The organism is Solibacillus merdavium (assembly GCF_014836935.1).
Classification (GTDB): domain Bacteria; phylum Bacillota; class Bacilli; order Bacillales_A; family Planococcaceae; genus Solibacillus; species Solibacillus ferritrahens.
Window position 1 is genome coordinate 1 of the sequence record NZ_JACSPW010000006.1, and the last position, 24,434, is coordinate 24,434.

31 protein-coding genes are annotated in these 24,434 nt (G+C 35.5%); 8 read left to right on the forward strand and 23 right to left on the reverse strand.

From position 1 onward, the window contains the following. Window positions 1-211 precede the first annotated feature (211 nt). Window positions 212-697, forward strand: a complete 486-nt coding sequence (locus tag H9632_RS07595; protein ID WP_191703520.1) for an HIT family protein — start codon at window positions 212-214, stop codon at window positions 695-697. A 633-nt stretch (window positions 698-1,330) separates the two neighbouring features. Here the strand turns inward: H9632_RS07595 and H9632_RS07600 are convergent. From H9632_RS07600 to H9632_RS07615, 4 genes are all read right to left on the reverse strand, one after another. Continuing rightward, on the reverse strand, window positions 1,331-1,942 hold the full coding sequence (locus H9632_RS07600) for an SCO family protein (RefSeq protein ID WP_191703521.1): 612 nt from the start codon (window positions 1,940-1,942) through the stop codon (window positions 1,331-1,333). 113 nt (window positions 1,943-2,055) lie between these two features. After that, window positions 2,056-2,196 carry a YvrJ family protein gene (locus tag H9632_RS07605; protein WP_191703522.1) on the reverse strand — a complete coding sequence of 47 codons (141 nt, stop codon included), beginning with the start codon at window positions 2,194-2,196 and terminating at the stop codon, window positions 2,056-2,058. A 62-nt stretch (window positions 2,197-2,258) separates the two neighbouring features. Beyond that, window positions 2,259-2,480, reverse strand: a complete 222-nt coding sequence (locus H9632_RS07610; RefSeq protein WP_191703523.1) for a DUF2922 domain-containing protein — start codon at window positions 2,478-2,480, stop codon at window positions 2,259-2,261. Between the two features lie 33 nt (window positions 2,481-2,513). Continuing rightward, on the reverse strand, window positions 2,514-2,732 hold the full coding sequence (locus H9632_RS07615; protein WP_191703524.1) for a DUF1659 domain-containing protein: 219 nt from the start codon (window positions 2,730-2,732) through the stop codon (window positions 2,514-2,516). Between the two features lie 119 nt (window positions 2,733-2,851). Here H9632_RS07615 and H9632_RS07620 point away from each other — a divergent pair, with 119 nt between their 5' ends. Beyond that, window positions 2,852-3,286 (forward strand): DUF2621 domain-containing protein, encoded by a 435-nt coding sequence (locus H9632_RS07620; RefSeq protein WP_191703680.1) that lies wholly within the window; start codon window positions 2,852-2,854, stop codon window positions 3,284-3,286. Window positions 3,287-3,338: 52 nt separating this feature from the next. Here H9632_RS07620 and H9632_RS07625 read toward each other — a convergent pair whose 3' ends face one another. From H9632_RS07625 to H9632_RS07670, 10 genes are all read right to left on the reverse strand, one after another. Next, complete coding sequence (locus tag H9632_RS07625) at window positions 3,339-3,830, reverse strand: CcdC family protein (RefSeq protein WP_191703525.1); 492 nt, start codon at window positions 3,828-3,830, stop codon at window positions 3,339-3,341. Window positions 3,831-3,862: 32 nt separating this feature from the next. Beyond that, window positions 3,863-4,228, reverse strand: a complete 366-nt coding sequence (locus H9632_RS07630) for a response regulator (protein WP_191703526.1) — start codon at window positions 4,226-4,228, stop codon at window positions 3,863-3,865. A 55-nt stretch (window positions 4,229-4,283) separates the two neighbouring features. Continuing rightward, on the reverse strand, window positions 4,284-4,994 hold the full coding sequence (locus H9632_RS07635; RefSeq protein WP_191703527.1) for a cytochrome c biogenesis CcdA family protein: 711 nt from the start codon (window positions 4,992-4,994) through the stop codon (window positions 4,284-4,286). Window positions 4,995-5,128: 134 nt separating this feature from the next. Then, window positions 5,129-5,512 carry a hypothetical protein gene (locus tag H9632_RS07640; protein ID WP_191703528.1) on the reverse strand — a complete coding sequence of 128 codons (384 nt, stop codon included), beginning with the start codon at window positions 5,510-5,512 and terminating at the stop codon, window positions 5,129-5,131. A 126-nt stretch (window positions 5,513-5,638) separates the two neighbouring features. Next, window positions 5,639-6,271: a GIY-YIG nuclease family protein gene (locus tag H9632_RS07645; protein ID WP_191703529.1), complete on the reverse strand. Its 633-nt coding sequence runs from the start codon at window positions 6,269-6,271 to the stop codon at window positions 5,639-5,641. Window positions 6,272-6,409: 138 nt separating this feature from the next. Further along, window positions 6,410-7,051: a cyclic di-AMP binding protein CbpA gene (gene cbpA, locus H9632_RS07650; RefSeq protein ID WP_191703530.1), complete on the reverse strand. Its 642-nt coding sequence runs from the start codon at window positions 7,049-7,051 to the stop codon at window positions 6,410-6,412. A 96-nt stretch (window positions 7,052-7,147) separates the two neighbouring features. Then, a complete protein-coding gene (locus tag H9632_RS07655; protein WP_191703531.1) occupies window positions 7,148-8,482 on the reverse strand; it encodes a dehydrogenase in 1,335 nt (444 codons plus the stop codon). 15 nt (window positions 8,483-8,497) lie between these two features. Then, the gene (locus tag H9632_RS07660; protein WP_191703532.1) at window positions 8,498-9,121 is read right to left on the reverse strand and encodes a serine protease; all 624 of its coding nucleotides are present in this window, start codon (window positions 9,119-9,121) and stop codon (window positions 8,498-8,500) included. Window positions 9,122-9,244: 123 nt separating this feature from the next. Continuing rightward, the gene (locus H9632_RS07665) at window positions 9,245-10,432 is read right to left on the reverse strand and encodes an NAD(P)/FAD-dependent oxidoreductase (RefSeq protein WP_191703533.1); all 1,188 of its coding nucleotides are present in this window, start codon (window positions 10,430-10,432) and stop codon (window positions 9,245-9,247) included. 33 nt (window positions 10,433-10,465) lie between these two features. Then, window positions 10,466-10,894 carry a DUF1641 domain-containing protein gene (locus H9632_RS07670; RefSeq protein ID WP_191703534.1) on the reverse strand — a complete coding sequence of 143 codons (429 nt, stop codon included), beginning with the start codon at window positions 10,892-10,894 and terminating at the stop codon, window positions 10,466-10,468. A gap of 402 nt (window positions 10,895-11,296) precedes the next feature. Here H9632_RS07670 and H9632_RS07675 point away from each other — a divergent pair, with 402 nt between their 5' ends. After that, complete coding sequence (locus H9632_RS07675) at window positions 11,297-11,959, forward strand: GNAT family N-acetyltransferase (RefSeq protein WP_191703535.1); 663 nt, start codon at window positions 11,297-11,299, stop codon at window positions 11,957-11,959. A 14-nt stretch (window positions 11,960-11,973) separates the two neighbouring features. On the opposite strand, the gene H9632_RS07680 is transcribed toward H9632_RS07675, so the two are convergent. Together H9632_RS07680 and H9632_RS07685 are read right to left on the reverse strand one after the other, a co-directional pair. After that, on the reverse strand, window positions 11,974-12,342 hold the full coding sequence (locus tag H9632_RS07680) for a VOC family protein (RefSeq protein WP_191703536.1): 369 nt from the start codon (window positions 12,340-12,342) through the stop codon (window positions 11,974-11,976). A gap of 507 nt (window positions 12,343-12,849) precedes the next feature. After that, on the reverse strand, window positions 12,850-13,116 hold the full coding sequence (locus H9632_RS07685; RefSeq protein WP_191703537.1) for a YesK family protein: 267 nt from the start codon (window positions 13,114-13,116) through the stop codon (window positions 12,850-12,852). Window positions 13,117-13,265: 149 nt separating this feature from the next. Between H9632_RS07685 and H9632_RS07690 the strand changes: the two genes are divergently transcribed. Then, window positions 13,266-13,892 carry a LysE family transporter gene (locus H9632_RS07690; protein WP_191703538.1) on the forward strand — a complete coding sequence of 209 codons (627 nt, stop codon included), beginning with the start codon at window positions 13,266-13,268 and terminating at the stop codon, window positions 13,890-13,892. Between the two features lie 117 nt (window positions 13,893-14,009). Next, entirely contained in the window at window positions 14,010-15,242 is a 1,233-nt protein-coding gene (locus H9632_RS07695) for an MFS transporter (protein ID WP_191703539.1), read from the forward strand. A gap of 45 nt (window positions 15,243-15,287) precedes the next feature. On the opposite strand, the gene H9632_RS07700 is transcribed toward H9632_RS07695, so the two are convergent. Beyond that, window positions 15,288-15,563 carry a YqhV family protein gene (locus H9632_RS07700; protein WP_191703540.1) on the reverse strand — a complete coding sequence of 92 codons (276 nt, stop codon included), beginning with the start codon at window positions 15,561-15,563 and terminating at the stop codon, window positions 15,288-15,290. 317 nt (window positions 15,564-15,880) lie between these two features. Between H9632_RS07700 and pnuC the strand changes: the two genes are divergently transcribed. Together pnuC and nadR are read left to right on the forward strand one after the other, a co-directional pair. After that, window positions 15,881-16,570 (forward strand): nicotinamide riboside transporter PnuC, encoded by a 690-nt coding sequence (gene pnuC / locus H9632_RS07705; RefSeq protein WP_191703541.1) that lies wholly within the window; start codon window positions 15,881-15,883, stop codon window positions 16,568-16,570. Window positions 16,571-16,572: 2 nt separating this feature from the next. Beyond that, window positions 16,573-17,652: a multifunctional transcriptional regulator/nicotinamide-nucleotide adenylyltransferase/ribosylnicotinamide kinase NadR gene (gene nadR / locus H9632_RS07710; protein WP_191703542.1), complete on the forward strand. Its 1,080-nt coding sequence runs from the start codon at window positions 16,573-16,575 to the stop codon at window positions 17,650-17,652. 333 nt (window positions 17,653-17,985) lie between these two features. Here nadR and H9632_RS07715 read toward each other — a convergent pair whose 3' ends face one another. The 3 genes from H9632_RS07715 to H9632_RS07725 form a co-directional block, all read right to left on the reverse strand. Next, window positions 17,986-18,762, reverse strand: coding sequence for a class I SAM-dependent methyltransferase (locus H9632_RS07715; RefSeq protein WP_191703543.1), 777 nt, complete (start codon window positions 18,760-18,762; stop codon window positions 17,986-17,988). 165 nt (window positions 18,763-18,927) lie between these two features. Continuing rightward, window positions 18,928-19,977 (reverse strand): ankyrin repeat domain-containing protein, encoded by a 1,050-nt coding sequence (locus H9632_RS07720; protein ID WP_191703544.1) that lies wholly within the window; start codon window positions 19,975-19,977, stop codon window positions 18,928-18,930. Window positions 19,978-20,049: 72 nt separating this feature from the next. Continuing rightward, a complete protein-coding gene (locus tag H9632_RS07725) occupies window positions 20,050-20,610 on the reverse strand; it encodes an AAA family ATPase (RefSeq protein ID WP_191703545.1) in 561 nt (186 codons plus the stop codon). A gap of 271 nt (window positions 20,611-20,881) precedes the next feature. Here H9632_RS07725 and H9632_RS07730 point away from each other — a divergent pair, with 271 nt between their 5' ends. Then, a complete protein-coding gene (locus tag H9632_RS07730) occupies window positions 20,882-22,726 on the forward strand; it encodes a serine hydrolase domain-containing protein (protein WP_191703546.1) in 1,845 nt (614 codons plus the stop codon). A 47-nt stretch (window positions 22,727-22,773) separates the two neighbouring features. On the opposite strand, the gene H9632_RS07735 is transcribed toward H9632_RS07730, so the two are convergent. The 3 genes from H9632_RS07735 to H9632_RS07745 form a co-directional block, all read right to left on the reverse strand. Then, window positions 22,774-23,151, reverse strand: coding sequence for a nuclear transport factor 2 family protein (locus H9632_RS07735; protein ID WP_191703547.1), 378 nt, complete (start codon window positions 23,149-23,151; stop codon window positions 22,774-22,776). A 270-nt stretch (window positions 23,152-23,421) separates the two neighbouring features. Beyond that, a complete protein-coding gene (locus H9632_RS07740; RefSeq protein WP_225223738.1) occupies window positions 23,422-23,775 on the reverse strand; it encodes a hypothetical protein in 354 nt (117 codons plus the stop codon). A gap of 209 nt (window positions 23,776-23,984) precedes the next feature. Beyond that, entirely contained in the window at window positions 23,985-24,431 is a 447-nt protein-coding gene (locus tag H9632_RS07745; protein ID WP_191703549.1) for an NUDIX hydrolase, read from the reverse strand. Window positions 24,432-24,434: the final 3 nt, after the last annotated feature.

A 24,434-nucleotide genomic window follows, 5' to 3' on the forward strand; every position in this document is an offset into this window, starting at 1 on the left:
TGGTTGACACTCAAGCATCATACAAGAGGGCTTTTTTGTTTTCAAGTCCCCGAAAATCCTTCTAACAGGAATGCTCCTGTTTACATTTATTTTACCTTATATTGGGATTATATTTTTAAAACTTTCGTAATTTATTTGTGGGAAAATTGGATTTAATTTTATAATGGATAAAGCTGGTATTAAAAAACAAATTCGTTCGGGGGAAAAATACTTGAGAAAAATCACCTTATCAAATGGGGAAACAGTAGAAGTTGAGTGTCTAAGTTGTGCAATTACAAGCGGGTTAGTTGAACCTGAGGGCGGTGTGGTTGTTGAAACACCGTATTTTCATGCCCATCAAGATGTAGCTTATCCAATTAGAGGGTTAATAATTTTAGCTTCTAAAAGACATATTAAATGTTTAGATGAATTAACCGAGTCCGAAAGATTAGATTACATAAATATTTTATCAAGGATAAGAAAAGCACAAAGAGACGTTTTAGGAATCGAATATGTCTATTATTTTTATAACGAAGACACTACCCACCATTTCCATACATGGATGGTTCCGAGATATGAATGGATGTATGAATTCGGACGTTCAGTAGAGTCAGTTCGACCGGTATTACTTCACGCTAGAAATAAAATGAATGATAAAGGCAATGTTGAAAAAGTTATGGAAGCAATCCGCAATCTTACCGAGGAGTTAAATAAATAATTCAACTGCCTGATTCTTTTCATTCATTCGCAGTATTAGAAGGCTCTCATTTATTCTCGATCGAAAAGTTTTTCTAATATCTTACCGAAATGTTCTAATAAATTTTAAAATGTTCTAATAAAATGAGGATTTGCTAATATATTCTGGAGTTCTTCTAATATACTGCGAAATCCGCAAATAAAGTTACCTGATTTGCTAATAAGTTCATGCGATTTGCTAATAAAATGAAAAATCTTCTAATATCTTAGATCACCGCTGAAATGGGTTCAGCTATTTTTAATATCTGTTGCAATTGTTCTAATATATCCCTCCGATTTGCTAATAAAATGAAAAATCTTCTAATATCTCAGATCGCCATTGAAATGGGTACGGCTTTTTCTAATATCCGTTACAATTGTTCTAATATATCCCTTCAATTTGCTAATAAAACTAAAAATCTTCTAATATCTCAGATCTCCTATAAAATGGGTTCAGCTATTTCGAATATCTCCACCTGATTTTCTAAAAAAAACAAAAACCTTCTAATAACCGCGACCTTATCCCCTGCCCAGCCCCATACCCCGCTCAAAAACTACAAAAAAACTCACTAAAAGCACTTCCACCTTTAGTGAGCTCAAACTCAAACCTACGTTATTATTTTAACCGTTCTTTAATTAATGCTTCCATATCGCTGGCAATTGTCTCGTATTGAACACCGTCTGTTCCTTGGGCTGTGCCGGAATAGTTTTTAACGGCTACTCCTTTTTCATCGACTAGGAAAAATGTATCTGCGTGAATAACTTGATCATTGCCTTCAATTGCTCTAACCGGTGTTTTGAACGAATTGACTGCGAGCTGCTCGATAAATTTCTGGTCGTAGCCTGTAAGCATATGCCATTTCGATTCATTTGATGGATTGTGGCGGCTTAAGTATTCCGTTAAGCGCTCTGGTGTATCGTAGTCAGGGTCTACGGAGAAGGCGACAATTTTATATTGCTCAAGCCCCTTCTTTTCGATCTCATCCTGTACTAGTTTCATATTTTGCGTCATAGGTGAACAAATTGTCGTGCAGCTTGTAAAGATGAACATTGCAAGCCATGGTTCCCCTTTTAAGCTATCTAGCGATACTTCCTCATTACGATGGTCGGTTACTGTAAAATTAGAAATTTCGAAACTTGTCGTTGGTTTAAATTGATAATTACTGCAAGCAGAAAGTACTGTAGCGATTACGAGTACAAATGCTAATGCGATGTTTTTCTTTTTCATTTATCTCTCTCCACTTCCCAAACATTACCTTCATCTTATCGAATGTTGTCCACATTCTCAATAGTTATCGTGCGAAAGGTTATGTGTCAAAATTGTGAAACCGCGCTTCACAACTAATGGCGTTCTAACGGGTTACTAAGAGAGACGAGTGCAGTATGAATCGCTTCAAGCTTTGTTTCAATTCGATATAGCAAATAAAATGAAATAAAGATTGGAAACGTTACTTCCTGAATGATTGCAATCCACTGGTCCATCATAATCACTCCTTCCACTATATAAAAAGCCGGTAAAGCATTGCACTTCACCGGCCTTCCTTTTAGTTGATCAGTTCTATAGCTGTCACATGACGCTCGACAATTTTTGCGGACTTCTTCACGTTGAATAAAAATCCTTCTTTTGAGAATGCTGCCTGATCAATAATTGTTTGCATTGCTGCATTTACTTCAGCTTCCGTTAAATTTGGTTTTGGGTCATTAATATTAATAGTCATTGTACTTCCAGCAGCATTCGCAAATGTTAATTGTAATACTTGTGCCATATGCTCACCTCCGATCCATTAGTTTTTGTTTGTTTAGGCTGTTACACTTTCTTTTTGCGTCTTCACAGATTCGATATAATCATAATCTGTTAACCCAACGATTGTTGTTGCGACATTGTGAAGTTGCTGTGCTGTTGCATTCAACGCCACATTTCTGAAAGTTGAGCTTTTAATAACCGGCTCATTAAATTCATCGACGCCCGTTTGATAGAATACTGTCAATGTTGCGGAAAGGAATCCGAATTCATTCATGTTTATCACCTCCTTGCCCTATATATGTCACGATTTTTCGAAAAAAGGGACAATGACGATGAAAAAATTTACAAAACCTTATATAATAGACAATATTGAGTAAAATTGAGGTGAACATTGTGGGCTTAGAAGGCTGGTTTTTATGGTTTATATTATTTTGGGTTGTCGTGCTAGTTTCGCTTATGGGGATCGGTGGCTTCTTTATGTTCCGCAAATTTTTAAAGGCGCTTCCAAAACAGGATGGAAAATCGGATTTGGACTGGCAAGCCATTTATTTAGATAAAACGATCCATTTATGGGGTGATGAAGAAAAAGAGCTGCTTTCTGAACTTGTAAGTCCCGTACCTGAGCTATTTCGTCAAGTAGCTAAGGAGAAAATTGCAGGGAAAATCGGGGAAATTGCTATTGAGGAGCATGCTACGAAAATTGATTTGGATTTAATTATCCGTGGTTATATTATCGCCTCTCCTAAACGCGACCATAAATTTCTGCGTAAAAAACTGAAGGAAATGGAAATTGATACAACCCATTACGACCATTTATTTGAGGTTTAATGCGTAAAAAGGCTGCCCTTGAAAGTAAATAACTTTCATGGACAGCCTTTATTTATGCAATGATTCGAGACTTTTCAAGCTTTTTGTACTTGATGAGCATACCGATACGCCACGGTAAAATCATGGAGAACGCCAAAATGAAGAACATTCCCGCAAGCTCGCCTATATCAAAGCTTTCTGCAAACAATAATTTTAAAATAATCCGTAAAACCAATAATCCCACTAATATAAAAGGAAATGCCTTGGATTGCTTCATATATACTGAGTCATCCCGTATTTCAAATTTCGACGTAAGTATTAACACTACGGAAAACAATAAGCCTAGAGCCGCCGCTTCCGCTATTTGAATAGGCGCCACACGAAATTCCTCAAAAATAAACATCAATGCCCCTGTTGACATGGCAAATGGAGGAATGAGGATTTTTTTTGTAGATACCGGTTTTTTTTGTGCGCGCAGGCGTATAACCATGACAAACGAACCCATGATGACGGCCATAATCGTCGAACCAATTAATAAATAGTGAGAAGGTATACTGTCAAACATCATATTCCTCCTCTTATGCTGACAAATAAATATTATGTTAAGTTGAGAACATTTGATGCGACCTCTTTTAACTGCTCAGGCTGAAAAGGCTTTGTAATAAAATCTTTGGCACCACTTTCAATGGCGGATTTAATTTTACTCTGCTGACCAAGTGCCGTAATCATGATAATATTTGCATCCGAATGTTTAGCAGTTATTCTTCGGACCGCTTCGATGCCTGTCATAACCGGCATTGTAATATCCATCGTTACCAGATCAGGCAATAGCTGGTCATAAAGCAGAACTGCCTCTTTTCCATTGGCGGCCTCTCCCACCACTTCAAAGCCGTATTCCTTTAATATATTTCCGATTGTAACACGCATGAAAAGCGAATCATCCACAATCAAAACAGTCGGCATTTAACGATCACATCACTTTCCATAGTATAGCATGCTATTTCCAAGCATGGTACTGTTAGAATCCCTTAAAGCCATCGAAAATCGGCAAGAGAATATTAATAATGTACGTCAACCCATCAAAGAACAATAAAATTCCGACCGCTATCATAATATATCCGCCAATTTTAATAATTTTTTGACTATGTTTGCGAATCCAGTTTAATCGTGAAATAAAGAACGACAATGTAAAGAATGGAATAGCAAACCCTAAATAATATGCGAGCATATACCAAATCGCCGAATCGGGATTTGCTCCTCCGAGGGCAATAATTGATGCGAGTATTGGTCCTGTACATGGCGTCCAACCCGCTGCAAAAGCAAGGCCAATCAGCACGGAACCAAAATAGCCGGATGGTCGGTTTTTGAATTGGAACTTACGGTCTTTCATTAAAAAGTCAACTTGCAATAAGCCGACAATCATTAAACCAAACGCAACAATTAAAATCGCACCTACTTGACGCAGTAAATCCTGATACTGGAAGAAGAAGTCTTTTGCTAAAGACGTTCCAAACCCTATTGCAATGAATATGATCGAAAATCCGAGCAAGAAAAATAAAGTATGTAATATGGCACGCTTTTGCATCATTCCTTTTTCGGTTTTGAGCTCATCGAGTGTCATGCCGGTAATGTATGACAAAAACGCCGGGTAAAGCGGTAAGGTGCATGGTGAGATAAAACTTAGAAACCCAGCACCGAACGCTAAGAAGATATTTAAATCTGTATTCATGCTGCATTCAATCTCCTTCACATTGATGCCTCAATCGTACCAAATTTTCCAATACATTACTCACTTTTTTAATGTGAACTTTTTTTGACAGCTGTGTGAGGTATATGTGAAACGAAAAATGAAATGGTTTATCCCTACCGAATCATATCAATGACCAGCAAACTTGAATAAATGACTGATGTAAATAGTATAACGATGAAGATCGTAATTGTTTGAAATTTAATCGACCAACGCCAAACACATTCATGTGGATTTTCTTTTTTCCATCGAAGTGCCGCTTTAAAATTGATAAACCAGCAATGTAAAGTAACGATCAATGAAGGGAAAGTATATAACCCCATTAAAATCCCCACTTGCTGGAACGTTGTCGTCGTATATTTCCCGTAACTAATCACGAAATAAGGAAGTACAAACCAAAAAACGGATGTAAATAATAATACAATTGCTACTACTAAATGGAGCCATAAATATTCACTATGAACTTGCCTGTAATATTTTAATGCTGCTTCCACATTCATCACCAATCCTATTCTTTTTCATTTACTATTCCCACTAATATAGGCAAATGAAACGAGAAAAGTGATTGATTTTTATATTCATGTGAAAAATTACCTCTACAATTCATCGATGAGAGTTGAAAAGAACTAAAAAACTGAGGTTAATTCGTATAAATCTCTGTTAGAACGTAAATTCCATTCCGGCTCAAATCGATTAATAATTGCATTTTTCAAGCTATTCATTTCCTTTTCATCCTCCATTGGATAAATAGCAAAATGGACGTCATTGTCCGGCAGCATTAACGTAATATTCGCATTCACATGACAATGAGTAGCCGTGCCGTCTCTGAAGCAGCCTTTCGCATATATATTACCTATATGTTGATTAAAGCGCTCTTTAAAGGTCCGTGCGCAAACCCCGCAAAATTTAAGCTCATTATTGACGATAATTGTATATATCCCTTTCTGCTTCAGTAATTCATCTTCCCCGTTGACGATAAAGCGTGTATATGTAAGATCTCCATAATTGTTTAGAAATTGCTTATAAAAGATGTTCCCCTCATCTTTTAATTGCTTTAACGCCTTTCCAGCTGGCCAATCTATAACATGCTGTGCATGCCGGCTCGCTTCCTCCTGTAGATGTTCGTATTTTTTTTGCAAAGTAAGTTCATTCAACGTTTTTTTATCGAAACTTACGAATAAATTTTCAATCCCCTGTTCTAGTACAAGCAATTCAACTTTATTAAATTTAATCTTTTGCCCTTTTACTTGAATATGCATATTAGCTCCCCTTTCTATATAAATCCCCCATTTACTTTAATTTCTATATAAATTTACAAAATCCTCTAAATATTTAATTTCTACTGTATTAGTACAATAAAAAAGCGACTCGCTCTATTTGAACGAATCGCTTTTTCATTAAAAATTCTCTTTATCGAATATTTCAAGATCTATAATGCGCGCACCTTGCTTTGTAATAGCGGCTTCCAGCTCATCAACTGTAGACTGTTTAGCACCTTTAGTCAAAGTCATGATAACACGGCGCAAATAGGTAGTATCGTCATCCATCGAGAACACACAATGTAATGGCCATACCTTTTTAACTGCCGTTAGCACTTTAATTAATATGCCATCCGTATCCGGTAGCGCAACTGTAATCGCACAGCTGCCTGTTCTGTAACCCCATGCTTCTTCCAATAGCTCGAATACTTTAGAATGAGGTAAAATGCCTGAAAAATTGCCTTTTGTATCAACTACGGCTAGGTATGGTAGTTGCTTAATGGAGTGAAACACTTCAAAAAACGAACTGTTTTCATGAATGAAAGCATCGGCTTCTTCTGTTAGTACCTTTACCGGTGACTTCATATCGCCATCTTTTAATTTATGTTCGAGCAATTCTACTTTATAGATATTGCCGATAAATTTTTCGCCGGCTTCGTCCAGCACGGGAATGCATCGGTAGCCATTCTCATTTAATTGACCAAGTACATCTGAAATCAGGTCAGTTTCTTTAACATAGCTTACGTCTTTCTTTTTAACATACTTTTGTTTAACAAGCATTGTGTTACCTCCTTTGGTGTTCTATCTATTATTTTAATAGTAGATTCCTAATTACGAAAGTTATTTTTTGAATATTTTGTAAAATAAAACGATACGTTATTTATAAAGTTCATAATATATATACGCATATGCTAAATCGAGACATTTCTGATAGTTTGTCAGGTTGTTTTCCTTATTATTGACCGAGGCAAAATAGATGGCCTCCAATGCGCTGCCGTTCCTTGGATATTGCTCTCGGATTCTTGAAAACACCTTCGCACACAGCTCATCGGTAACCTGTTCAGATAATTGGATAATATAGCCGATTGTGGAGGCGTCAATTCTTGTGCTGGTAATAATCGCCTGTTTCATTTCCTTCATCATTTCTTCATTAATTAAATAAAGAATGTCATTAATGCTATCCTCTTCGCATGTTAGTATTTTGCAATCCACCAATACTAGTGTATGCCCATCATTGTCTATATTACTCAATAGACACTTTCCTGCAAGTTTAAATCGCGATAACGGAGAAAGGAAATGTTCATCCTGTTCATACTCATTGTTATAGGCAGCTTTAATATACTTTTCCATATAGCGCTTGTCAGTTTCGATTTTTCGGTAAAACCGCGCATGAAACTGCTCCATTTCCCGAGAGATGCTATCCTCATTCAGCATTCTATATGAGTCGGTAATGAACGTATAGCATTCCTGAACTAAATCTTTATTTCTTTTTAAATTCATGCAGACGACTAGCACTTCATGCAGCAACTCTATTGCTGTTTCATATTCACCTTTTTGATAATGTATTTTCCCCCGAAGTACACGGATATGTAAATCAATGCGGGAATCCTTTTCCACTTCATATCCGGTAAAATAGCTATTATATACACTTTCAGCATACTGAACTTTATTAAGATGGAGCGATATTTCAATATGAGCAATAAATCGTGTTATGAAGTATCGCTCATCATCTACTGATCCCATCTTAAAAAAGACTGCTGGGAGTTTACTCATTTGCCATAATATATCACTCGGCAAAACTTCCTTCTGTGCTGAAGTGTAGTTATTCATAGCAATTGACAGCAAGGAGTAATTTTCAGATTGGAGTGCATAGCTACTCGCAATTTTATAAAAGTTTTTCGCCTGTTCGAAATTCAGACTAAAATAATAGCAATGACCAATAACCAAATAGAATATGGTTAAACAATCTTTTAAGTTGTCCTTGAAATAAGGTTCCTGATCTATTAGACATTGTAGCAACTTCATATTATGGTTCGACAATATAAACGGCTGACTATCCAAGAGTATGAAGTCATTGATTGTTTCGATATCGCCCTCTTGAATGATGTATGTAAAAATTGACTCAAACGCCTCAAATTGGGCTTCACACGATGGAAATTGTTGTGATCGATAAAATTCAAGCTGATGTATTGTATTCAATCGTTCTACCATGGATTCGCGGACCTCCTACTCCTTTATAGCTACTAATTCAAATAGCTCTCTTTTTGTAATTGTAAATTGATCCATAAAACGTATTACTTTTAATTTCCGTTCTGTATAGGTCGCTTCATTCTGTTCCAAGTATTGGCGCATACTTTTAATAATCATTGTTTCGATTAGTACCAGTTTCTTAGGGTAATGTTCATAAGATGAAAACCGATCATTGAAAAGTTGCTTCGAGCTGTTTTCAAATTTCATGTATAAGTCGCATTCCTCTTTTGGCAGTACATCGAGCAACTCACTCAAAAAGTCCAAAAACAGATTCACTGTGAGAACAGCAGCCATTAAGGCATTTGTATATGACCCGATTGTCGTTTTCTTCAATCGTTTAAATTTTGAACTGATCAGGACTTCATTCATCATAAAATTCCGCAATAAAAAGAGTAGCGCATGCTCGGAATTTATAATAGGTACTTCCTCGAAATAATAGTAAACCCAAATGTCACTTAAACTAAAATTCGCGAATGATAATGAATGGAAGTCTGGATGGATTAAGTGATAAAAGTAATCATAGTATTCAAGTTTTGAAAATTGGTTATGCTGTTGCTCGTTTAAAAGAAATAAAGAGTTGGATGCTTCAAAATATTTCAACTATATATCACCTCATCAATCATTTTATTCCATTATAATAGTTTTTTAACAAAAATATAAAAAATATTCGAAAACAAAAGGACATACCAGAAAGTAATAAACTTTCTAGTATGCCCTATATAATTAATACGCTAAACCGAATAGCGCTTTAATATGCGTCATATAACGAACATTTGAAGCTTCTTTCATTAGTGAAGCAGGTAATCCTACTAATTGAGTATTGTTAGCACCAATTGTAGCGATACCGTCTTTACGTCCTAAAGAACCTAAAGTACCTGAGTTTGTGAATTTGAATTCTTTTAAATCCGCACCTTTAATTTGAGCGAAGATGTTATAGCCTGCTACTTCACCTTGCTGCCATGCTACTTGTGCAGTTGGTGCATAAGTTGGACGGTCGCCCGGGTTAGGAATGTGTGCTGATGCATCACCGATTACAAATACTTCTGGGTGAGAAGTTGATTGTAGGAAATCGTTGATTGTCGCTTTACCGCGGTCTGCCGCTAAACCAGATTCACCTACGATTGGAAGTGGTGCTACCCCACCTGTCCATACCAATGTGTTTGCCACGATTGGTTCACGGTCTTTTAACTGAATAACATTGCCTTCTACACCTGTAACAGGAGTTGATGTGATAAATTCAACACCACGTTTTTGTAATGAAGTTGTCGCACGCTCGATTAAGTTATCCGGGAATACTGGTAAAATTTTTGGACCTGCTTCAACTAGCTTGATTTTTAGGTCTTCGAATTTCACGCCGTATTTCTCAGCTACTTTCGGGAAGTGGTCAACGATTTCACCAACAAGCTCAACACCTGTTAAACCGCCACCGCCGATAACGATTGTCGCGTCTGCTTCATCTTTAGTTTTAGCGTATGCTTTAATACGAGCTTCGATATGCTCGCGAATAGCGTTTGCTTCATCTACTGATTTTAATACGAAAGAGTTTTCCTCTAAGCCTGGGATACCGAAGAATCCAGTTTGGCTACCTAAGGCAACTACTAACGTATCATATTGTAAAGTTTTGCCGTTAGAAAGTGCAACTTCTTTATTATCTACATTGAAGCTGTTAACTTTTGCGATTTCAAGGTTAATATCCAAGCCTTTGAAGATTTTTTCAAGTGATAAAGATACAGCACCTTCTTTAATTGTTCCACCAGCAAGACGGTGTAATTCTGTAATAATTTGATGTGTTGGGAATTGGTTTACGACTGTAATACGCGCTTCATTAGTTGTTAAAAATTTGCGAGCTGTTTGTGCAGCTAATACACCGGCAAACCCAGCACCTAAAATAACGATTTCTTTAGTTACCATGATCAATATCCTCCAATAAATAGATTATGCAATTTATTTTGTTTCTTTACGTTCAGCAGCTACTTGTAAAAATGCGTTTGCAAAACGTAATGCCCCTTGTACTTGAGGGTCTTTCAACATTTTTAATAAGCCAAAAACACCTACTGTTTCATTGCTTACTTCAGCACGGTCTTTCGCTTCAATTGCAGTTTGAGCAATAGATTTTGCCGTTCCTACTACTGGACTTGCCATTTCAGTAACTGCAGCTACTGTATCATTTTTCAGCGTTTCATCTGTTGCAACACTTGTTGCGAAGTCATACGCTTTTGTTAATAAAGTTGTCATTTCAGCTAATTTCGGTAAATTATCTACCAACGTAGTTAATGAAGCCTGTACCTCTGGCTTTAATAGTTGGTCTAATACGTCTAATTGTTCTTGCGTAACAGACACTTTTTCTACCTGCTGATTGTTCATTTCTGACATAATAACTCTCCTTTGCCAACACCAATATTTTTTCTAACGAAAGTTCATACTTAATTGTAATTACTTTCACATTCCCATTCATTAAGCAACGATAGCACAAAGAATCGCTTGTTACAATTAGAAAAATGAAATAAAATTAGGAAAAGTTAATTAATCGAATATTCTGTAATTTAATCCGATTAAAAAATTTTATTTTTATGTATTTTAAGAGATATTCTTGGTTTTTTCGGGTTGAATTATTCTTTTATATTTTATTTTCATGAAGTATTTTTTTGCGATAATTTTTTTGAGGTAAATAAATTTATGCTGTAATTAATAAGAAGAAACTTATAAATGCGGAGTGCAACAACTTAGAAATACTTGCGCAAAGATCTTAATCCAAACCGGAAATGAGGCGGAGCAATGTATTATAAAGAGTTATATGTAACCACTGAAAGTAAACCGTTTCCTGCGACGATTCGAAACTATCGGGAAGAGGATTTCGCTGAATTAATCCGCATTCAAAAGGAGTGTTTCCCCCCTCCATTCCCCGAAGAATTATGGTGGAATACGGAGCAATTAAAAAATCATACTGAACTATTTCCAGAAGGTGCATTGTGTATTGAAGTGGAAGGAAAACTGGTTGGCTCTATGACAGCCTTGCTTGTCGACTTTGATATGAATGAACCGCACCATACATGGGAGGAAATAACAGACAACGGTTATATTAGAACTCATAATCAAAACGGCAATACACTTTATGTAGTTGATATTTGTGTAAGTCCTGGCTATCGTAAGTTAGGCTTAGGAAAATGGCTCATGTTATCGATGTATGATATAGTCGTCCATCTCAAGTTGGAAAGATTATTAGGAGGAAGTCGGATGCCCGGCTACCATCGTTATGAAAAAGAGCTTACACCAGAATTATACGTTCAGTCAGTAGTTAACGGCGATATAAAGGACTCTGTCATCTCTTTTTTGCTGCACTGTGGACGTATACCTGTTCAGGTCATACCCAATTATTTGCAGGATGAAGAATCCTGTAATTACGGTGTTTTAATGGAATGGAGAAATCCGTTTAAATAGGTTTATTACTTGAGCTATTTTTGAGTGTTACTTATAATCTCTACTCTGTTTCCAAAAGGGTCTCTAAACTCAAAACGTTCAAAATTGGGAATAGGTACTGAATCTAATATTTTTATATCATTTTCAACTAATAATTCTTTCCAATAGGATACATCTTCTACCTCATATGCTAAATGGGCTTTCGTTGATAATCTGTTAAATCCATCTTCTGTTCCTACATGCACCTGTGTACTACCAACTTGTAACCAAAAGCCCCCTCTTCCTTGAAGTGAATCTGGCTTTTTAATTTCTTCTAACCGTAAGACATGGCAATAAAAATTTTTTCCTTCTTCTTCGGCACCTTTTGGTATCGTAATTTGAGCATGATGTAATCCAAGAATCATATATATCCCCCTAAATATTAAGACTGTAATTTTATTATATGTTATATGGTATATAAATAAAATTATGGGTTATTTATGAAAATCCATAAGTATTTCTTATTGAAGTATGAATGCCGTCCTAAAATAAGGGGAGATTGTTCCGTTATTTAAATGATGTAGCTCATTTTCAGGTTAAATAAGGGAACGTTTTACCGTTATTTCAAATAAAATCGTGGAATTTCTTGTTTTTTAGATCAATAACGGAAATCCCTTCCCTTATTTTTACTATTTTTTATTTTATTTTCGAAATAAGGGAAATTCATTCCGCTATTTATCTCATTACACAATTCAATCTCCCTACCCTATCACCAAGCAGTACAGACTTCATTAGAAAATCTTATTTTTATGCAAATTATATATAACTACTAATTCCTACTAAATAAAAAATAGACACATCTCCATTGAAGAAATGTGCCTGAAATGAATTTTCATATTTAATTTCGTAATCAATAAAATCTCTCGGAAGCTCTATACCTTGGAGGCTACTCCAATAAAAGTACCTATCCATATACCCGCTAAAATAATAAACGATATAATTCCAAGTCCCATTCCTTCCCAGCCACCAACGCCAATAATGCTATAAATAAATACTACAATACATATTAGACTTATTACAGTAGAGATAGAAAATATAGATTTTCTTGAAACTTTACGGGATGTAATAAATATCCCTATTGCAGCCACAATTCCGATTAGCAATAAAGGCGTCCATCCATCCAACATCAAAATATCCATTTAATTCCCCCTTATAGAAAATTATAACATTACAGTTTACCTTATTCATTTATTAGTTATATTTTCTATTTGATTTTCCCTTTAACTAGTCCTAGAAGTCGTTGGCTCGGAATAAAATGCAAGGAAATCATTTTCTTGGGGGGCTATTCATGAATTCTATTTTGACGTATGTCTTTTTAGGCATATCTATGGCTGCAACAATTGGACCTGTAAAAACCGTTTTATTAAATACGGGTTTGAAAAATGGCTTTTTTCATGCCTGGTTTTTCAGTCTCGGTGCCTTAACAACTGACGTCATTTATATGTTTGTTGTTTATTTCGGGATTGGACAATTTATTGATTCGGAATTATTGAAAACGATACTTTGGTCTTTCGGCTGTTTTGTCCTTTTGTATACAGGTATAGAAAATCTTCTATCGCTACATAAAATTGAGATGGATTCAAATACCAAAAAAAGAACACGTCTTAGACAATCGATTATGTCCGGTTTCTTCATGTCGCTGCTAAACCCGCTAACGATTCTTTTCTGGCTTGGGATATATGGCTCCATCCTTGCAAAAAATGCTGGTACAACTACAATCTATCAAATCATTATACTTAGTATCGCCATTTTAGTTGGTATTATTTTAGTGGATTTCCTTATGTCCTTTTTCTCCAGTTTCGCGCGAAAATTATTATCCACGAGGCTTTTGAAAATCGTTTCCTTCGTTTCAGCCATATTAATGATCGGATTTGGACTTTACTTCGGCAAAATGGCTTTTCATTTGTTATTTTAATGCATACGGACAACACTTAAATTGTTATATGAAAATCTTGTCAAATAATTAAGGCGCATAAAATGCCCGAAATGTAACCATACCTTAATAAATAATCAAATTAGTCGAGGTGTGGTAATGGACAAAAGTAAGGTTCAAGTAAGTGTCTGGTGCATTGTCAGTTTAACTTCAATTCCTCTAATCATGACGCTGGGAAATTCCATGCTTATACCAGTGCTCCCGATACTCGAAGACAAGGTCGGGATCACATCATTTCAGTCAAGCATGATTATTACAAGCTATTCTATTGCGGCAATTTTCCTTATACCTGTAGCAGGTTATTTATCAGACCGATTTGGAAGGAAAATGGTAATATTACCTAGTTTAATCCTCGCTTTAATCGGTGGTCTTATTGCCGGGTTTGCTTCCTGGAAAATGGATGACCCGTACATGATGATCATTATTGGTAGGGTTATTCAAGGAATAGGTGCGGCCGGAGCAATGCCGATCGTAATGCCACTTGTAGGTGACCTATACCAGGATGATGATGAAAAAATAAGCTCCACCTTAGGAATTATTGAAACGTCCAATACGTTCGGGAAAGTGTTAAGCCCCATTTTAGGTTCAATATTTGCAGCTATTTTATGGTTTCTGCCCTTCTTCTCTATTTCAGCGCTTAGTTTAATTTCTATTGCACTTATTTTTTTCTTTGTTAAAGTCCCTAAAGAAAAAGATGAACCCGTAAAATTCAAGAAATTTTTAAGTAATACGAAAGAAGTTTTCAAAGAGAAAGGCAAATGGTTGTATACCATATTTTTAAATGGTGTACTCGTTATGCTGATATTATTCAGTATGTTATTCTTCTTATCCGACAACCTCGAAAAAGTTCATGATATAAAAGGTGTTAAAAAGGGTTTTGTACTAGCTATCCCACTTTTACTATTGTGTATTTCTTCTTTTATTTCTGGTCGTAAAATTAAAGGCGACTTGAAAAGAATGAAAAAAATAATTATTATTTCGTTAATTGCTATGTCTACAAGCATTGTTTTCGTAGGTTATACAAGCAAAAACCTCATTCTTTTGCTCATAGTAACAAGTATAGTCGGCATCGCCATTGGAGCACTCTTGCCTGCACTTGATACAATTATTACAGATAACATCAGAAAAGAACTAAGAGGCACAGTTTCTTCTTTTTATAGCTCAGCGAGATTTATCGGTGTTGCAGCCGGTCCCCCTATTATGTCACTCGTCATGAAAGACTATCTCAATGTCAGTTATATTGTGGCAGGTGTATTAGGATTTATCCTATTATTTGTTGTATTTAAATGCATTAATGTCGAGGAAATTGAAAAATCCAAAGAAACAGCATAAAAAATAAGGACCTGACAGCTTTTGCGGCTGGAACGGTCCTTAAAATTATTGAGCTTTCAAACTGAACAGAATAAGGGAAATGCCGGCAAAAAGACATATTATTCTAGTCATTGAAATTTTCTCTGCCAGACCTAATAGAGCTAGTCCAGTTGTAACGATTAGAACAACCGGACCTACTAAGGCTAACATTGTATTGATATAAAAGGCCTTTTCCAAATCATTGAATTTAAACATTAAAGCGGCAGCCGTCAATTCAATACTTCCTGAAATAAGTCTTAAAATAATGATAATAAGAAGCGCCTTTTCAATAAATGGAACCACATCCCCTGCTATTATTCATTCATAACATATGCAGCTAACCACGAATTTATATTAGCTCGAGACCATTCTCTTTTAATCAGCAGATTCCCATACCTATAAGCATCACCATCACCCCACAATTACATATAATTCCTATATAACGTATAAATAATTCTCTTAAAACATAAAAATTCCTCGTTAATATAATAGAATAATTAGTTCATTTAATTCCAATTAATGTTAAAATATTAGCGGTTAAACCAATATTACCCATTGCTAGGATGCATTATAAATATTCGTTTTAGCCATTCATCATGGAGAAAGAAGGTACAGTAGTTATGTTCAAAAATTGGACGTTATTCGAAAAGGCTTGGTTAATCGTTTCAACAGCTATCATCCTCATTCTTAGTATATTATGGGACGATACGCTCCTAGGAACGATTTCATCTATAGCCGGCATTATTTGTGTTGTATTAGCAGCTAAAGGGAAAATCGGAACATATGTAGTCGGGGTAGTTCAATGTACGACATACGGTTACATTGCATATGGCTATGGATTATATGGTGAATCCATGCTGAATTTGTTATTCTATTTACCTATTCAATTTATCGGATTTTACTTATGGTTTAAAAATAAGAAATCCCCTGATGAAGCTGCTTACGGGGAAGAAATTTATGCAAAAAGACTAACAACGAAACAATGGCTATATACGGGTGCCGGAATACTAGTTGCATATATTTCATATTCGCTATTTTTATCAAGAATAGGCGCAAACTTGGCGGGGCTTGATGGTTTGGCCGTTGTTTTATCGGTAGTAGCTCAAATTTTAATGATTATGCGGTACGCTGAACAATGGATTTTATGGATTATTGTCAATGTCATTACGATTGCCTTATGGGCGATTATTTTAGTTCAGCAAGGCGGCAATGATTGGACAGTATTTGTCATGTGGTGTGCATTTTTAGTTAACTCAATTTACGGATATATTAACTGGATTAAAATTAGCAAGGCGCAAGGAGCTGTATAAAATTGAACTTTGGAGTACCAATCAGCGAATATAAAAATAAAAAAATCGGATTATATGGCGGTAAGTTCCTACCATTCCACAAAGGACATTTAAACTGTATTTTTGAAGCACAGTCTCTCGTAGATATTTTGTTCGTTGTCGTTGGTTATGATGATGTCTATGATAAAAGTTTATGTGAAAATACAGGCTTTGAATGGGTATCGAGTCGTGTCCGTGAACGCTGGATTACGAAGGAATTGAAGAATTTTAAGAATATACGTGTGCTTTCGCAATATGAAAAGCGCTCGGATGATTACATGAATGATGATTCCATTTTTGATTCGCACAAAGAGCTGCTATCTAAAATTGGCGGCAAAGTGGATGTAGTGTTCAGCAGTGAGCCCGAATATGAAGAATATTTCGCAAAATACTTACCGCAGGCAAAGCATCACATTATTGATACCGCAAGATCAGCATTCAACATTTCTGCAACAGAAATTAGAAAAAACGGTATTTTTCATTCTTGGAATTTCTTACCGCCCGCTGTTCGTGAACATTATGTAAAACGTATTGCTATTTGCGGCATAGAATCGGTCGGTAAGTCGCATCTTACTAAAATGTTAGCGAAGCACTTCGAAACTAACCATTTGGAAGAGTATGGTCGGTTATATTATGACGAAATCAATGGGTACGCCGATATATCGGAGCCATCGGACTATGCAGACATTGCAGCAGGTCATGTACATCTGATGAATGAGGCCAGCAAAAAATCCAACAAGGTGTTGATGGTAGATACCGATTTAGTTTATACACAATTTTTCCATTTCATGGAGACCGGTGAGTATCACGAATTGGTTGATACGATGCTGAACTTGAAAGTAGAGAAAATCGATGAATATATCTTTATCGAACCCCACAACTTCCATGAGCTGGACGGCACACGCAGACCGGTTACGGATGTTGAGAGACAGAAGCGTAATAATCTCCTGAAATCGATATATGAAATGTATGGCATTAAACTGAAAATTGTCGATGAAATAGATCGAAATAAACGGTTTAATCATTGTAAGGAGATCGTAAGCAGCAGTATAACTGGGCATTAATAAATTTACCGCGGATTTTTACATTTCAACAACGGCTACTCCCCTGTAGACGCTTGTTGAAATGTTTTTTAATTAAGCAAAATAAGCGGAGATTTTACCGTTATTTGTTGACTGGAGCCGTTATCTTGCAGAAATAAGGGGAGATTTTCCGTTTATTTGAATTAAAAGCTTTCATTTTTATGTTTTTTGAACGAATAACGGTAATTTCTACCGTTATTTTGGCCTTTTTTTAATTTATTTTCTGAATAAGGGAAATTTCTCCGTCTATTTCATCAGTTACCTGCCCTACCCGTAGATGCATCCGGGTCAGATCATCCCACTACCGCTTATAAATTATTTAACCGCTATCCAAATTGTCCATCTGTCTTTTTCCACGATGTTTTGATCAGACGAGATTGCTTCATCTATATACTCAATTAATAATTTTAATTCCTCATCCGTTAGCTCGTGTAATATACTTCTTCCTGTTCTCTCACTTAAATCTTTTAGTAATTGCGCTTTATTTGTATATTCTTTTCTAGTTTCCCATAACTTAATTTCCTGAATCTCTGTAAATCCAACATCAGTAAGTGTTTCTATGACAAATTCACTGCTGTATCTCCGTTTCGTCTCGCTCTCAATTAATTGTGGAAAGCGTTCAAAAAAATATCCCCTAATATGATTCGCATCACCTTTTAATAAACAATCTTCCGGTGTCCGGTCCTGGACGATATAAATTCCTTTTTCTAGCAACAGTCTATAGGCCTCTTTGAAGCACATTTGCAAATCCTGTATATGATGGATTAACGCTCTTTCCAAAATTAAATTGTATTCGTTACTTTCTAAATCAGTTTGTAGCGCATTCCCTAATTTGAATGATATGTTTGGATACTCGTTACAATTTTCTCTAGCAGCTTTCAGTATTTCCTCGGAATAGTCGACCCCTGTAACAGACATTACGCCCATGTCAGATAACGCTTTCGAGTAAATCCCCCCACCGCAGCCTATATCCAATGCTTTAGGAATATTGTTGAAATTTACTAACTCCTTCATAGCATGAATCCATGAACTATCTGCCTTTCGAGTTGAATAAGAATATCTGTTTTTTTCATTATGAAAATCAATTCCCACTATAAATCCCCCTTGTCTTTTATTTCTCCGCTCTGTTTGTATAATACTTCAACAAAAAAAGCGCTGAATCCTTTTTGGATCAACGCACTTAAAAGATTACTATAGGGGCTAAAAGAAATAATACCAAGTTCCGTCTCCTTACGTTATGGATAATTAAATTCTTAGTTATCGCTTATAGCCTGGCTGTTCCAAACTAATAGGATTTGGATTACTGAGTACCCATTGCACTGCCAGTTCGCAAAGTCTCGTAGGATCATTATTACCGTTATGCAGTTCTTTCACTAATGTTTTGACCTCCTGAAGAGTTGCGGGATGTAAAGGCGTACCCATGCTAAAGTATTGATCTAAGCTGTTAAGCATTTTACGAAATTGATTATCCCAGTTGACACCACCATTATCCAATATTTCATAGGATACTTTACCGGTAATACGAATCACTTCACCCTGTACAGTTTTCGCATGCCCTTGTGAAGGAATTAATAAATTCCATAGTTCATTATGTTGCGCCTGCCATCCTTTTGTTTTAACTGTTATTGGAGAGGAGTCATCGTGAGTTATCCGTTTCTCTACTGGAGGAACATCAAATAGTTCATATAGATGTAAAAGTGCCTCATCTGTTTGATTCAAAAATTCTGGATTAAAGCCTTCTCTGTAAAATTCAAACTCATTTCCAATTCGCTTAATAGAGTCTTTCATTTTCTGCGTTTTAGTTGCTCCAGCTTTAAGCAAGATGTCAGCAACTTTCGCCATATTGACGATATCTATGTTTCTACAAAACGACAAAGCTTTTTCTAAAGGCGTCTGTTTCTTTTTATTTTCTGCACTGATATTTGCACCTTTGGCAACTAATATGGATACTGCATTTGGATTAAATGAACCTGCTGCGGCAAATAAAGGTGTTTCGTTTTGATAATCATTTGCTTCTATATTTGCACCTAACTCAAGAAGCAATTCCGTATTACCGCGCCAACTTTTTGCATGATTATGTAGAGCTGTTTTTCCGTAACTGTCACTAGCATTTATATCCGCACCCTGTTCCACAAGCCAGCGAACAAATTCATCCGGTATATTGAAAAAGCTTAAAGCAGTTGATTTACTGTAACCGCCACGGGCATCTAATTCGCAATGCACAAATACTTCTTTTAATGCTGAAATATCACCCGCTTCAATTAGTTCACTGAAATTTTTCGGTAAAGTTTTTTTCTTCTTCCCCATCCCAGCATCTCCTCAGTTCAAATTTTTAAAATTACGTTAGTTAACACTTACATAATACTCCCAAAGAAAATGCTATAAATCGAATTTCAACTTTACTATCTTGGCAACTTCTTCAGCACTTAAGTTCGTATTGTTAATCTTGATGTAATTTTGGAATAAAATTTCATCTTCTAAAGAATTTAGTCTATGTTTCTCCATTGTGCTTCTCAAGTCATTTTCAGACCATTCAATATCTCTTTTTTTAGGTTTATGCTCCAGCCTATTTTGGGTTTTATTCCGCTCAAGTCTCTCGTCTAAGTCAGCTTCCAATTCTACATAATAAACAGTGCCTCCTCTGGACTCGAAAAGCTGGGAAAGTTGCTTTACATAATCCCAATCCGACTCCTGATCAAACATCCAGACGTAAGTAAAGATCATTCCATACAGATTACTTTTTGAAACCTCTTCAAAAATCTCCTGACGAAATAAATTTACTAATCTTTTCCCTTCTTTTGTACTGTAATCAAAAAAATGAGTAACTAAATCAATTGTCATATGGTTATGAAACAGTTTTAAATCTGTTATTTTAGCTAGCTCCTGCCCAACTGTCATTTTACCAACCGCCTGTGGTCCAAATATATGTATCAATTTCATAAACTTCCCCCTAATTCAATATAGTACAACTTCAGTACTCCAATTCTATAGCATTTTCCATATATTACAATTCTTTTTTATAAGGAAAATTCCTTCTTCCACTCATCTGCTGCATTAGTAGTAAAAAATCACCAACCCTCGTCATTATACAAATTTCGCTCTCATTTAAATGAAACAATAATTCTCCTAGTTATTTTGCCTTTTCTAAATTACAATATAACAAAATGGAAGATTTAAACATTTATAGAATGATGTAAAAAGGAGCGCGTTAATGCGAAAATTAACTTTAATAGTATTAGTACTTCTGTTTTGTTGTGCATCAGTTGTGTCTGCAAATGAGGATGTGTTAACACCTTCAGGAATTCCTTATTCTGAACTGAAGGACCGGGTGGATGAATATGTTTCTGAATATATTGGGACATCTTCTGCTGGAGCTAATGTATTAATTATTAAGGACGACGAAATTATCATGAACACGTCCTATGGCTTCGCAAATATTGAAAATCAAATTAAAGTTACACCAAATACTGTGTTTGAGTGGGGTTCTGTTACGAAGCTTCTTGTATGGACCAGTGTCATGCAGCTTGTAGAGCAGGGAAAATTAGAATTAAATGAAGATATTCGCACGTATTTACCAGAGGGATTTTTAACTAAACTACAATATAATGCACCTATTACGATGTTAAATCTTATGCACCATAATGCCGGGTGGGAGGATCGTTTTATCGATTTATTCTATAAATCAGCAGATGAAATAAAACCTTTGGAGGAAATGCTTCACATTGTTACGCCTTATCAAATTCATGAACCAGGAACTATAGTTGCCTATTCCAACTATGGTGTAGCACTGGCCGCTTTCATTGTCGAACACCTCACTGGACAGCCATTTTATGAATATGTAAATGAACATATATTTTCTATTTTAAATATGAACGACACATCGATTCACCCTAAACAGCAAGATAACCTAAATATAGCTACAAAAAGAGATGCAGTTCTTGGATATCGTAGTAGTGAAGGTGAGTTAAGTATTTCAAAAAACGAGCGTATCTTTATTGGTTTGTATCCAGCAGGTAGTGCAATTGGTACTATAGGGGATTTAGCTAAATTTATGATGGCCCTTATGCCAGGAGATGGTGAGAATAGCGCGTTATTTCAAAGTAACAGTACATTGGATGAAATGTTAACGACGAGTGATTTCTATAACAATGGTTTACCACGAAATGCCCATGGTTTTTGGAGAGGTCTTTATGCAGTAGATGTATTAGGGCATGCAGGAAATACTGATAGTTTTTCTAGCAATTTTATCTTTTCCAATGAAAACAACTTAGGTTTAATTATCATGACCAATCAACAGAATGAAGTAGAGCTTAGTTATGGCTTACCAACACTCCTATTTGGAGAATATTCACCAACAAACGTAACTCAATCCATGCCCAATGTAGAGAATCATAAGGAAGGTTACTATTGGGCGAGGCAACCTTATAAAGGTTTTGGCAAACTATATGGAGTATTCACCCTTAATAGATTTGAAGTACCAGGTCCAAACAAAATGAATGCTTTTGGAGGGACGTATAAACAAATTTCCCCTTCTCTCTATCAATCTACAGATGGTTCTAATGATTATCTTCATGTAACGTTGAACAGTGGTCAATTTGAAAAAATCTCAACGCTAACAAGTGATATGTTACCGATCTCTCAAAGTTCAAAAATCTTTAAGCTGCTCAGTATCGTAGCTATAACTTTTAGTATTCTTTATTCAGTTATTACACTCCTAATCAGTTTCATCCAATCCATAAAAAACAGAAATAAAACAGCTCACACTGCAATTTCGAAAAAATGGGAAACGATACTACTTTTAGCGAATATCATACCTGTTATAAATGTAATCATTTTATTTTATAGAACACTAAATTACACTCCTTATGCCCAACTAAGAATTCATTTTTTGATTAATTATGCATATGTGTTCGTAGTTGCAGTTTGTATAGCAGCACAGTTACTAGAGTGGCGAAAAAAGACGATACTACGTGGTCAAAAAATTCGCATTGCACTTTGTTGTTTCTCCTCACTGCTAATTATCATCTTAATTTTCGGCTGGGAGCTTTATTATTAAACTGAAAAGGATAGATAAAGTTGATTTCTATACTCTACTATCCTTTCTTACCTTTCCAACTCAATATATTCTCTTAGTAATTTCCACTCATTACTTTCTTTTCTCCATACAAACATACATTGAGCATAATAAGGCACTCCATTTATTAAATTGGTTTCCCTGCCCAAAACTAATATTTCATTTTCATTATTGCGTTTAGTAATTGACACAGCTTCAAAGCTTTTCTCGGCATTATCCATTTGTCTTAGTACGCTGTTAAGATCATAGTCATAGTAATATACATCCGGCTTATCTAAATTTGAATGTGCCCAATACCCTACAAAGCTCTTTGACATATAATCTCTAATCCCATCACTGTTCTTACTAACAAAACCATCATTCCAAGCCTTAAAATAACTATTTAACAAATCCTTCACGAAGTCCATTCTTATTCCCCTTTGCTTTGATTCCTCGATAGTAATAATTTCAACAAAATGAGCATTAATCCTTCTTTTATCAACACCCCATTTGCTTAAGTATACAATTTATCTCCCTATATAAAAGGCACTTTTAATGAAAAAAGAGCCGATTCTTGTAAGAGAATCGCGCCCTGTATCGACTACTAATTAATTTTATTTTCTTACTAGTTGAGGAAAAAACTTCATACAATTTTAAACAAAGGAGCATGAAATTATTATGTTCCTTTGTTTTCCACTTCACCCTTCGACCAAATAACCAGCCGCGAATAGGGCATTTAAATTCTCTTGGTGCTTTTGCTCATTTCCTTCTTTCGCTATTACTACTTCTCCGAAATACGGTTTTCGATACAGATAAACGAGTGTAGAACCACACTTACTAATATAAGCATTTTTATAAATATCTAATTGATACCCTAACTTATTCAACATCCGACTATCAACAAAATCATTTACTTGCAACATATTTAGTATCAACATGGCTAGTTCCCCCATTTCTTGTTCAGTTTCAACAATTACTTTCTTTAGCAGACTAGGCGTCTTCGCAAATGGTTCATAATAAAAACTACCGTAATCCTTATTACAGAATTGCATTTAAGGTATATCATATGCTTTTTAATAGCTCTGCAATACCTTTCAAAATTTGATGTTATTGCATTGTTAATTTGATAGAGCAATTATAAACCGTTTCTATACCATACCCAGTTTTTGAAGAAAATAGGCAATCCCTTATGAATAGTTGATCTAGCCCTATTGCTGAAAAAAACGCAATTTTGCTTCAAGAATCGTGCCAATTAGAGGCCTTAACAATTTTGTTGTTCTTTAATTAAATCTAAAAGACCTTTAGGAACAAGTCGTAGTTCATCGTTTTGAAACCTACTTATAGGTAATCGCATAATTTTGAAGGTGTTCCCGTCACTTTCCTTACCTTCAAACAATGCCTCTGTATAAAAAGTTGAATCAACAAAGTCGGCATCATATACTTGGACAATCTCATGACCTACTTCTTCGTTAAAAGTGAAAATATTTTCAACCGTCCCTAAATATGTAAGATTAAAAATTTCGGTTTCAATTTCTTCTCGTACCTCTCTCATTAATGCTTCTGTGCTTTTTTCTCCGTATTCAATTCCGCCTCCTATAGGACGGTAAAAATACTCACCTTTTACTGAATCATAGCCCTCTGCAACAAGAATGGAGTCGTCTTTTTGAAATATACAAATAACCAGTGCTCTTATTATTCCTTTTTTCATTGT

What these genes read in the sequence shown, in the direction of transcription:
- H9632_RS07720 (WP_191703544.1), bottom strand. Translation starts at nt 19,977, where the DNA reads ATGGGGAAGAAGAAAAAAACTTTACCGAAAAATTTCAGTGAACTAATT.
- H9632_RS07730 (WP_191703546.1), top strand. Translation starts at nt 20,882, where the DNA reads ATGCGAAAATTAACTTTAATAGTATTAGTACTTCTGTTTTGTTGTGCA.
- pnuC (WP_191703541.1), top strand. Translation starts at nt 15,881, where the DNA reads ATGTTCAAAAATTGGACGTTATTCGAAAAGGCTTGGTTAATCGTTTCA.
- H9632_RS07695 (WP_191703539.1), top strand. Translation starts at nt 14,010, where the DNA reads ATGGACAAAAGTAAGGTTCAAGTAAGTGTCTGGTGCATTGTCAGTTTA.
- H9632_RS07665 (WP_191703533.1), bottom strand. Translation starts at nt 10,432, where the DNA reads ATGGTAACTAAAGAAATCGTTATTTTAGGTGCTGGGTTTGCCGGTGTA.
- H9632_RS07630 (WP_191703526.1), bottom strand. Translation starts at nt 4,228, where the DNA reads ATGCCGACTGTTTTGATTGTGGATGATTCGCTTTTCATGCGTGTTACA.
- H9632_RS07645 (WP_191703529.1), bottom strand. Translation starts at nt 6,271, where the DNA reads ATGCATATTCAAGTAAAAGGGCAAAAGATTAAATTTAATAAAGTTGAA.
- H9632_RS07745 (WP_191703549.1), bottom strand. Translation starts at nt 24,431, where the DNA reads ATGAAAAAAGGAATAATAAGAGCACTGGTTATTTGTATATTTCAAAAA.
- cbpA (WP_191703530.1), bottom strand. Translation starts at nt 7,051, where the DNA reads ATGCTTGTTAAACAAAAGTATGTTAAAAAGAAAGACGTAAGCTATGTT.
- H9632_RS07600 (WP_191703521.1), bottom strand. Translation starts at nt 1,942, where the DNA reads ATGAAAAAGAAAAACATCGCATTAGCATTTGTACTCGTAATCGCTACA.
- H9632_RS07735 (WP_191703547.1), bottom strand. Translation starts at nt 23,151, where the DNA reads ATGGACTTCGTGAAGGATTTGTTAAATAGTTATTTTAAGGCTTGGAAT.
- H9632_RS07740 (WP_225223738.1), bottom strand. Translation starts at nt 23,775, where the DNA reads ATGCAATTCTGTAATAAGGATTACGGTAGTTTTTATTATGAACCATTT.
- H9632_RS07605 (WP_191703522.1), bottom strand. Translation starts at nt 2,196, where the DNA reads ATGGACCAGTGGATTGCAATCATTCAGGAAGTAACGTTTCCAATCTTT.
- H9632_RS07655 (WP_191703531.1), bottom strand. Translation starts at nt 8,482, where the DNA reads ATGGTAGAACGATTGAATACAATACATCAGCTTGAATTTTATCGATCA.
- H9632_RS07610 (WP_191703523.1), bottom strand. Translation starts at nt 2,480, where the DNA reads ATGGCACAAGTATTACAATTAACATTTGCGAATGCTGCTGGAAGTACA.
- H9632_RS07725 (WP_191703545.1), bottom strand. Translation starts at nt 20,610, where the DNA reads ATGAAATTGATACATATATTTGGACCACAGGCGGTTGGTAAAATGACA.
- H9632_RS07675 (WP_191703535.1), top strand. Translation starts at nt 11,297, where the DNA reads ATGTATTATAAAGAGTTATATGTAACCACTGAAAGTAAACCGTTTCCT.
- H9632_RS07640 (WP_191703528.1), bottom strand. Translation starts at nt 5,512, where the DNA reads ATGAATGTGGAAGCAGCATTAAAATATTACAGGCAAGTTCATAGTGAA.
- H9632_RS07690 (WP_191703538.1), top strand. Translation starts at nt 13,266, where the DNA reads ATGAATTCTATTTTGACGTATGTCTTTTTAGGCATATCTATGGCTGCA.
- H9632_RS07615 (WP_191703524.1), bottom strand. Translation starts at nt 2,732, where the DNA reads ATGAATGAATTCGGATTCCTTTCCGCAACATTGACAGTATTCTATCAA.
- H9632_RS07625 (WP_191703525.1), bottom strand. Translation starts at nt 3,830, where the DNA reads ATGTTTGACAGTATACCTTCTCACTATTTATTAATTGGTTCGACGATT.
- H9632_RS07680 (WP_191703536.1), bottom strand. Translation starts at nt 12,342, where the DNA reads ATGATTCTTGGATTACATCATGCTCAAATTACGATACCAAAAGGTGCC.
- H9632_RS07685 (WP_191703537.1), bottom strand. Translation starts at nt 13,116, where the DNA reads ATGGATATTTTGATGTTGGATGGATGGACGCCTTTATTGCTAATCGGA.
- H9632_RS07635 (WP_191703527.1), bottom strand. Translation starts at nt 4,994, where the DNA reads ATGAATACAGATTTAAATATCTTCTTAGCGTTCGGTGCTGGGTTTCTA.
- H9632_RS07670 (WP_191703534.1), bottom strand. Translation starts at nt 10,894, where the DNA reads ATGTCAGAAATGAACAATCAGCAGGTAGAAAAAGTGTCTGTTACGCAA.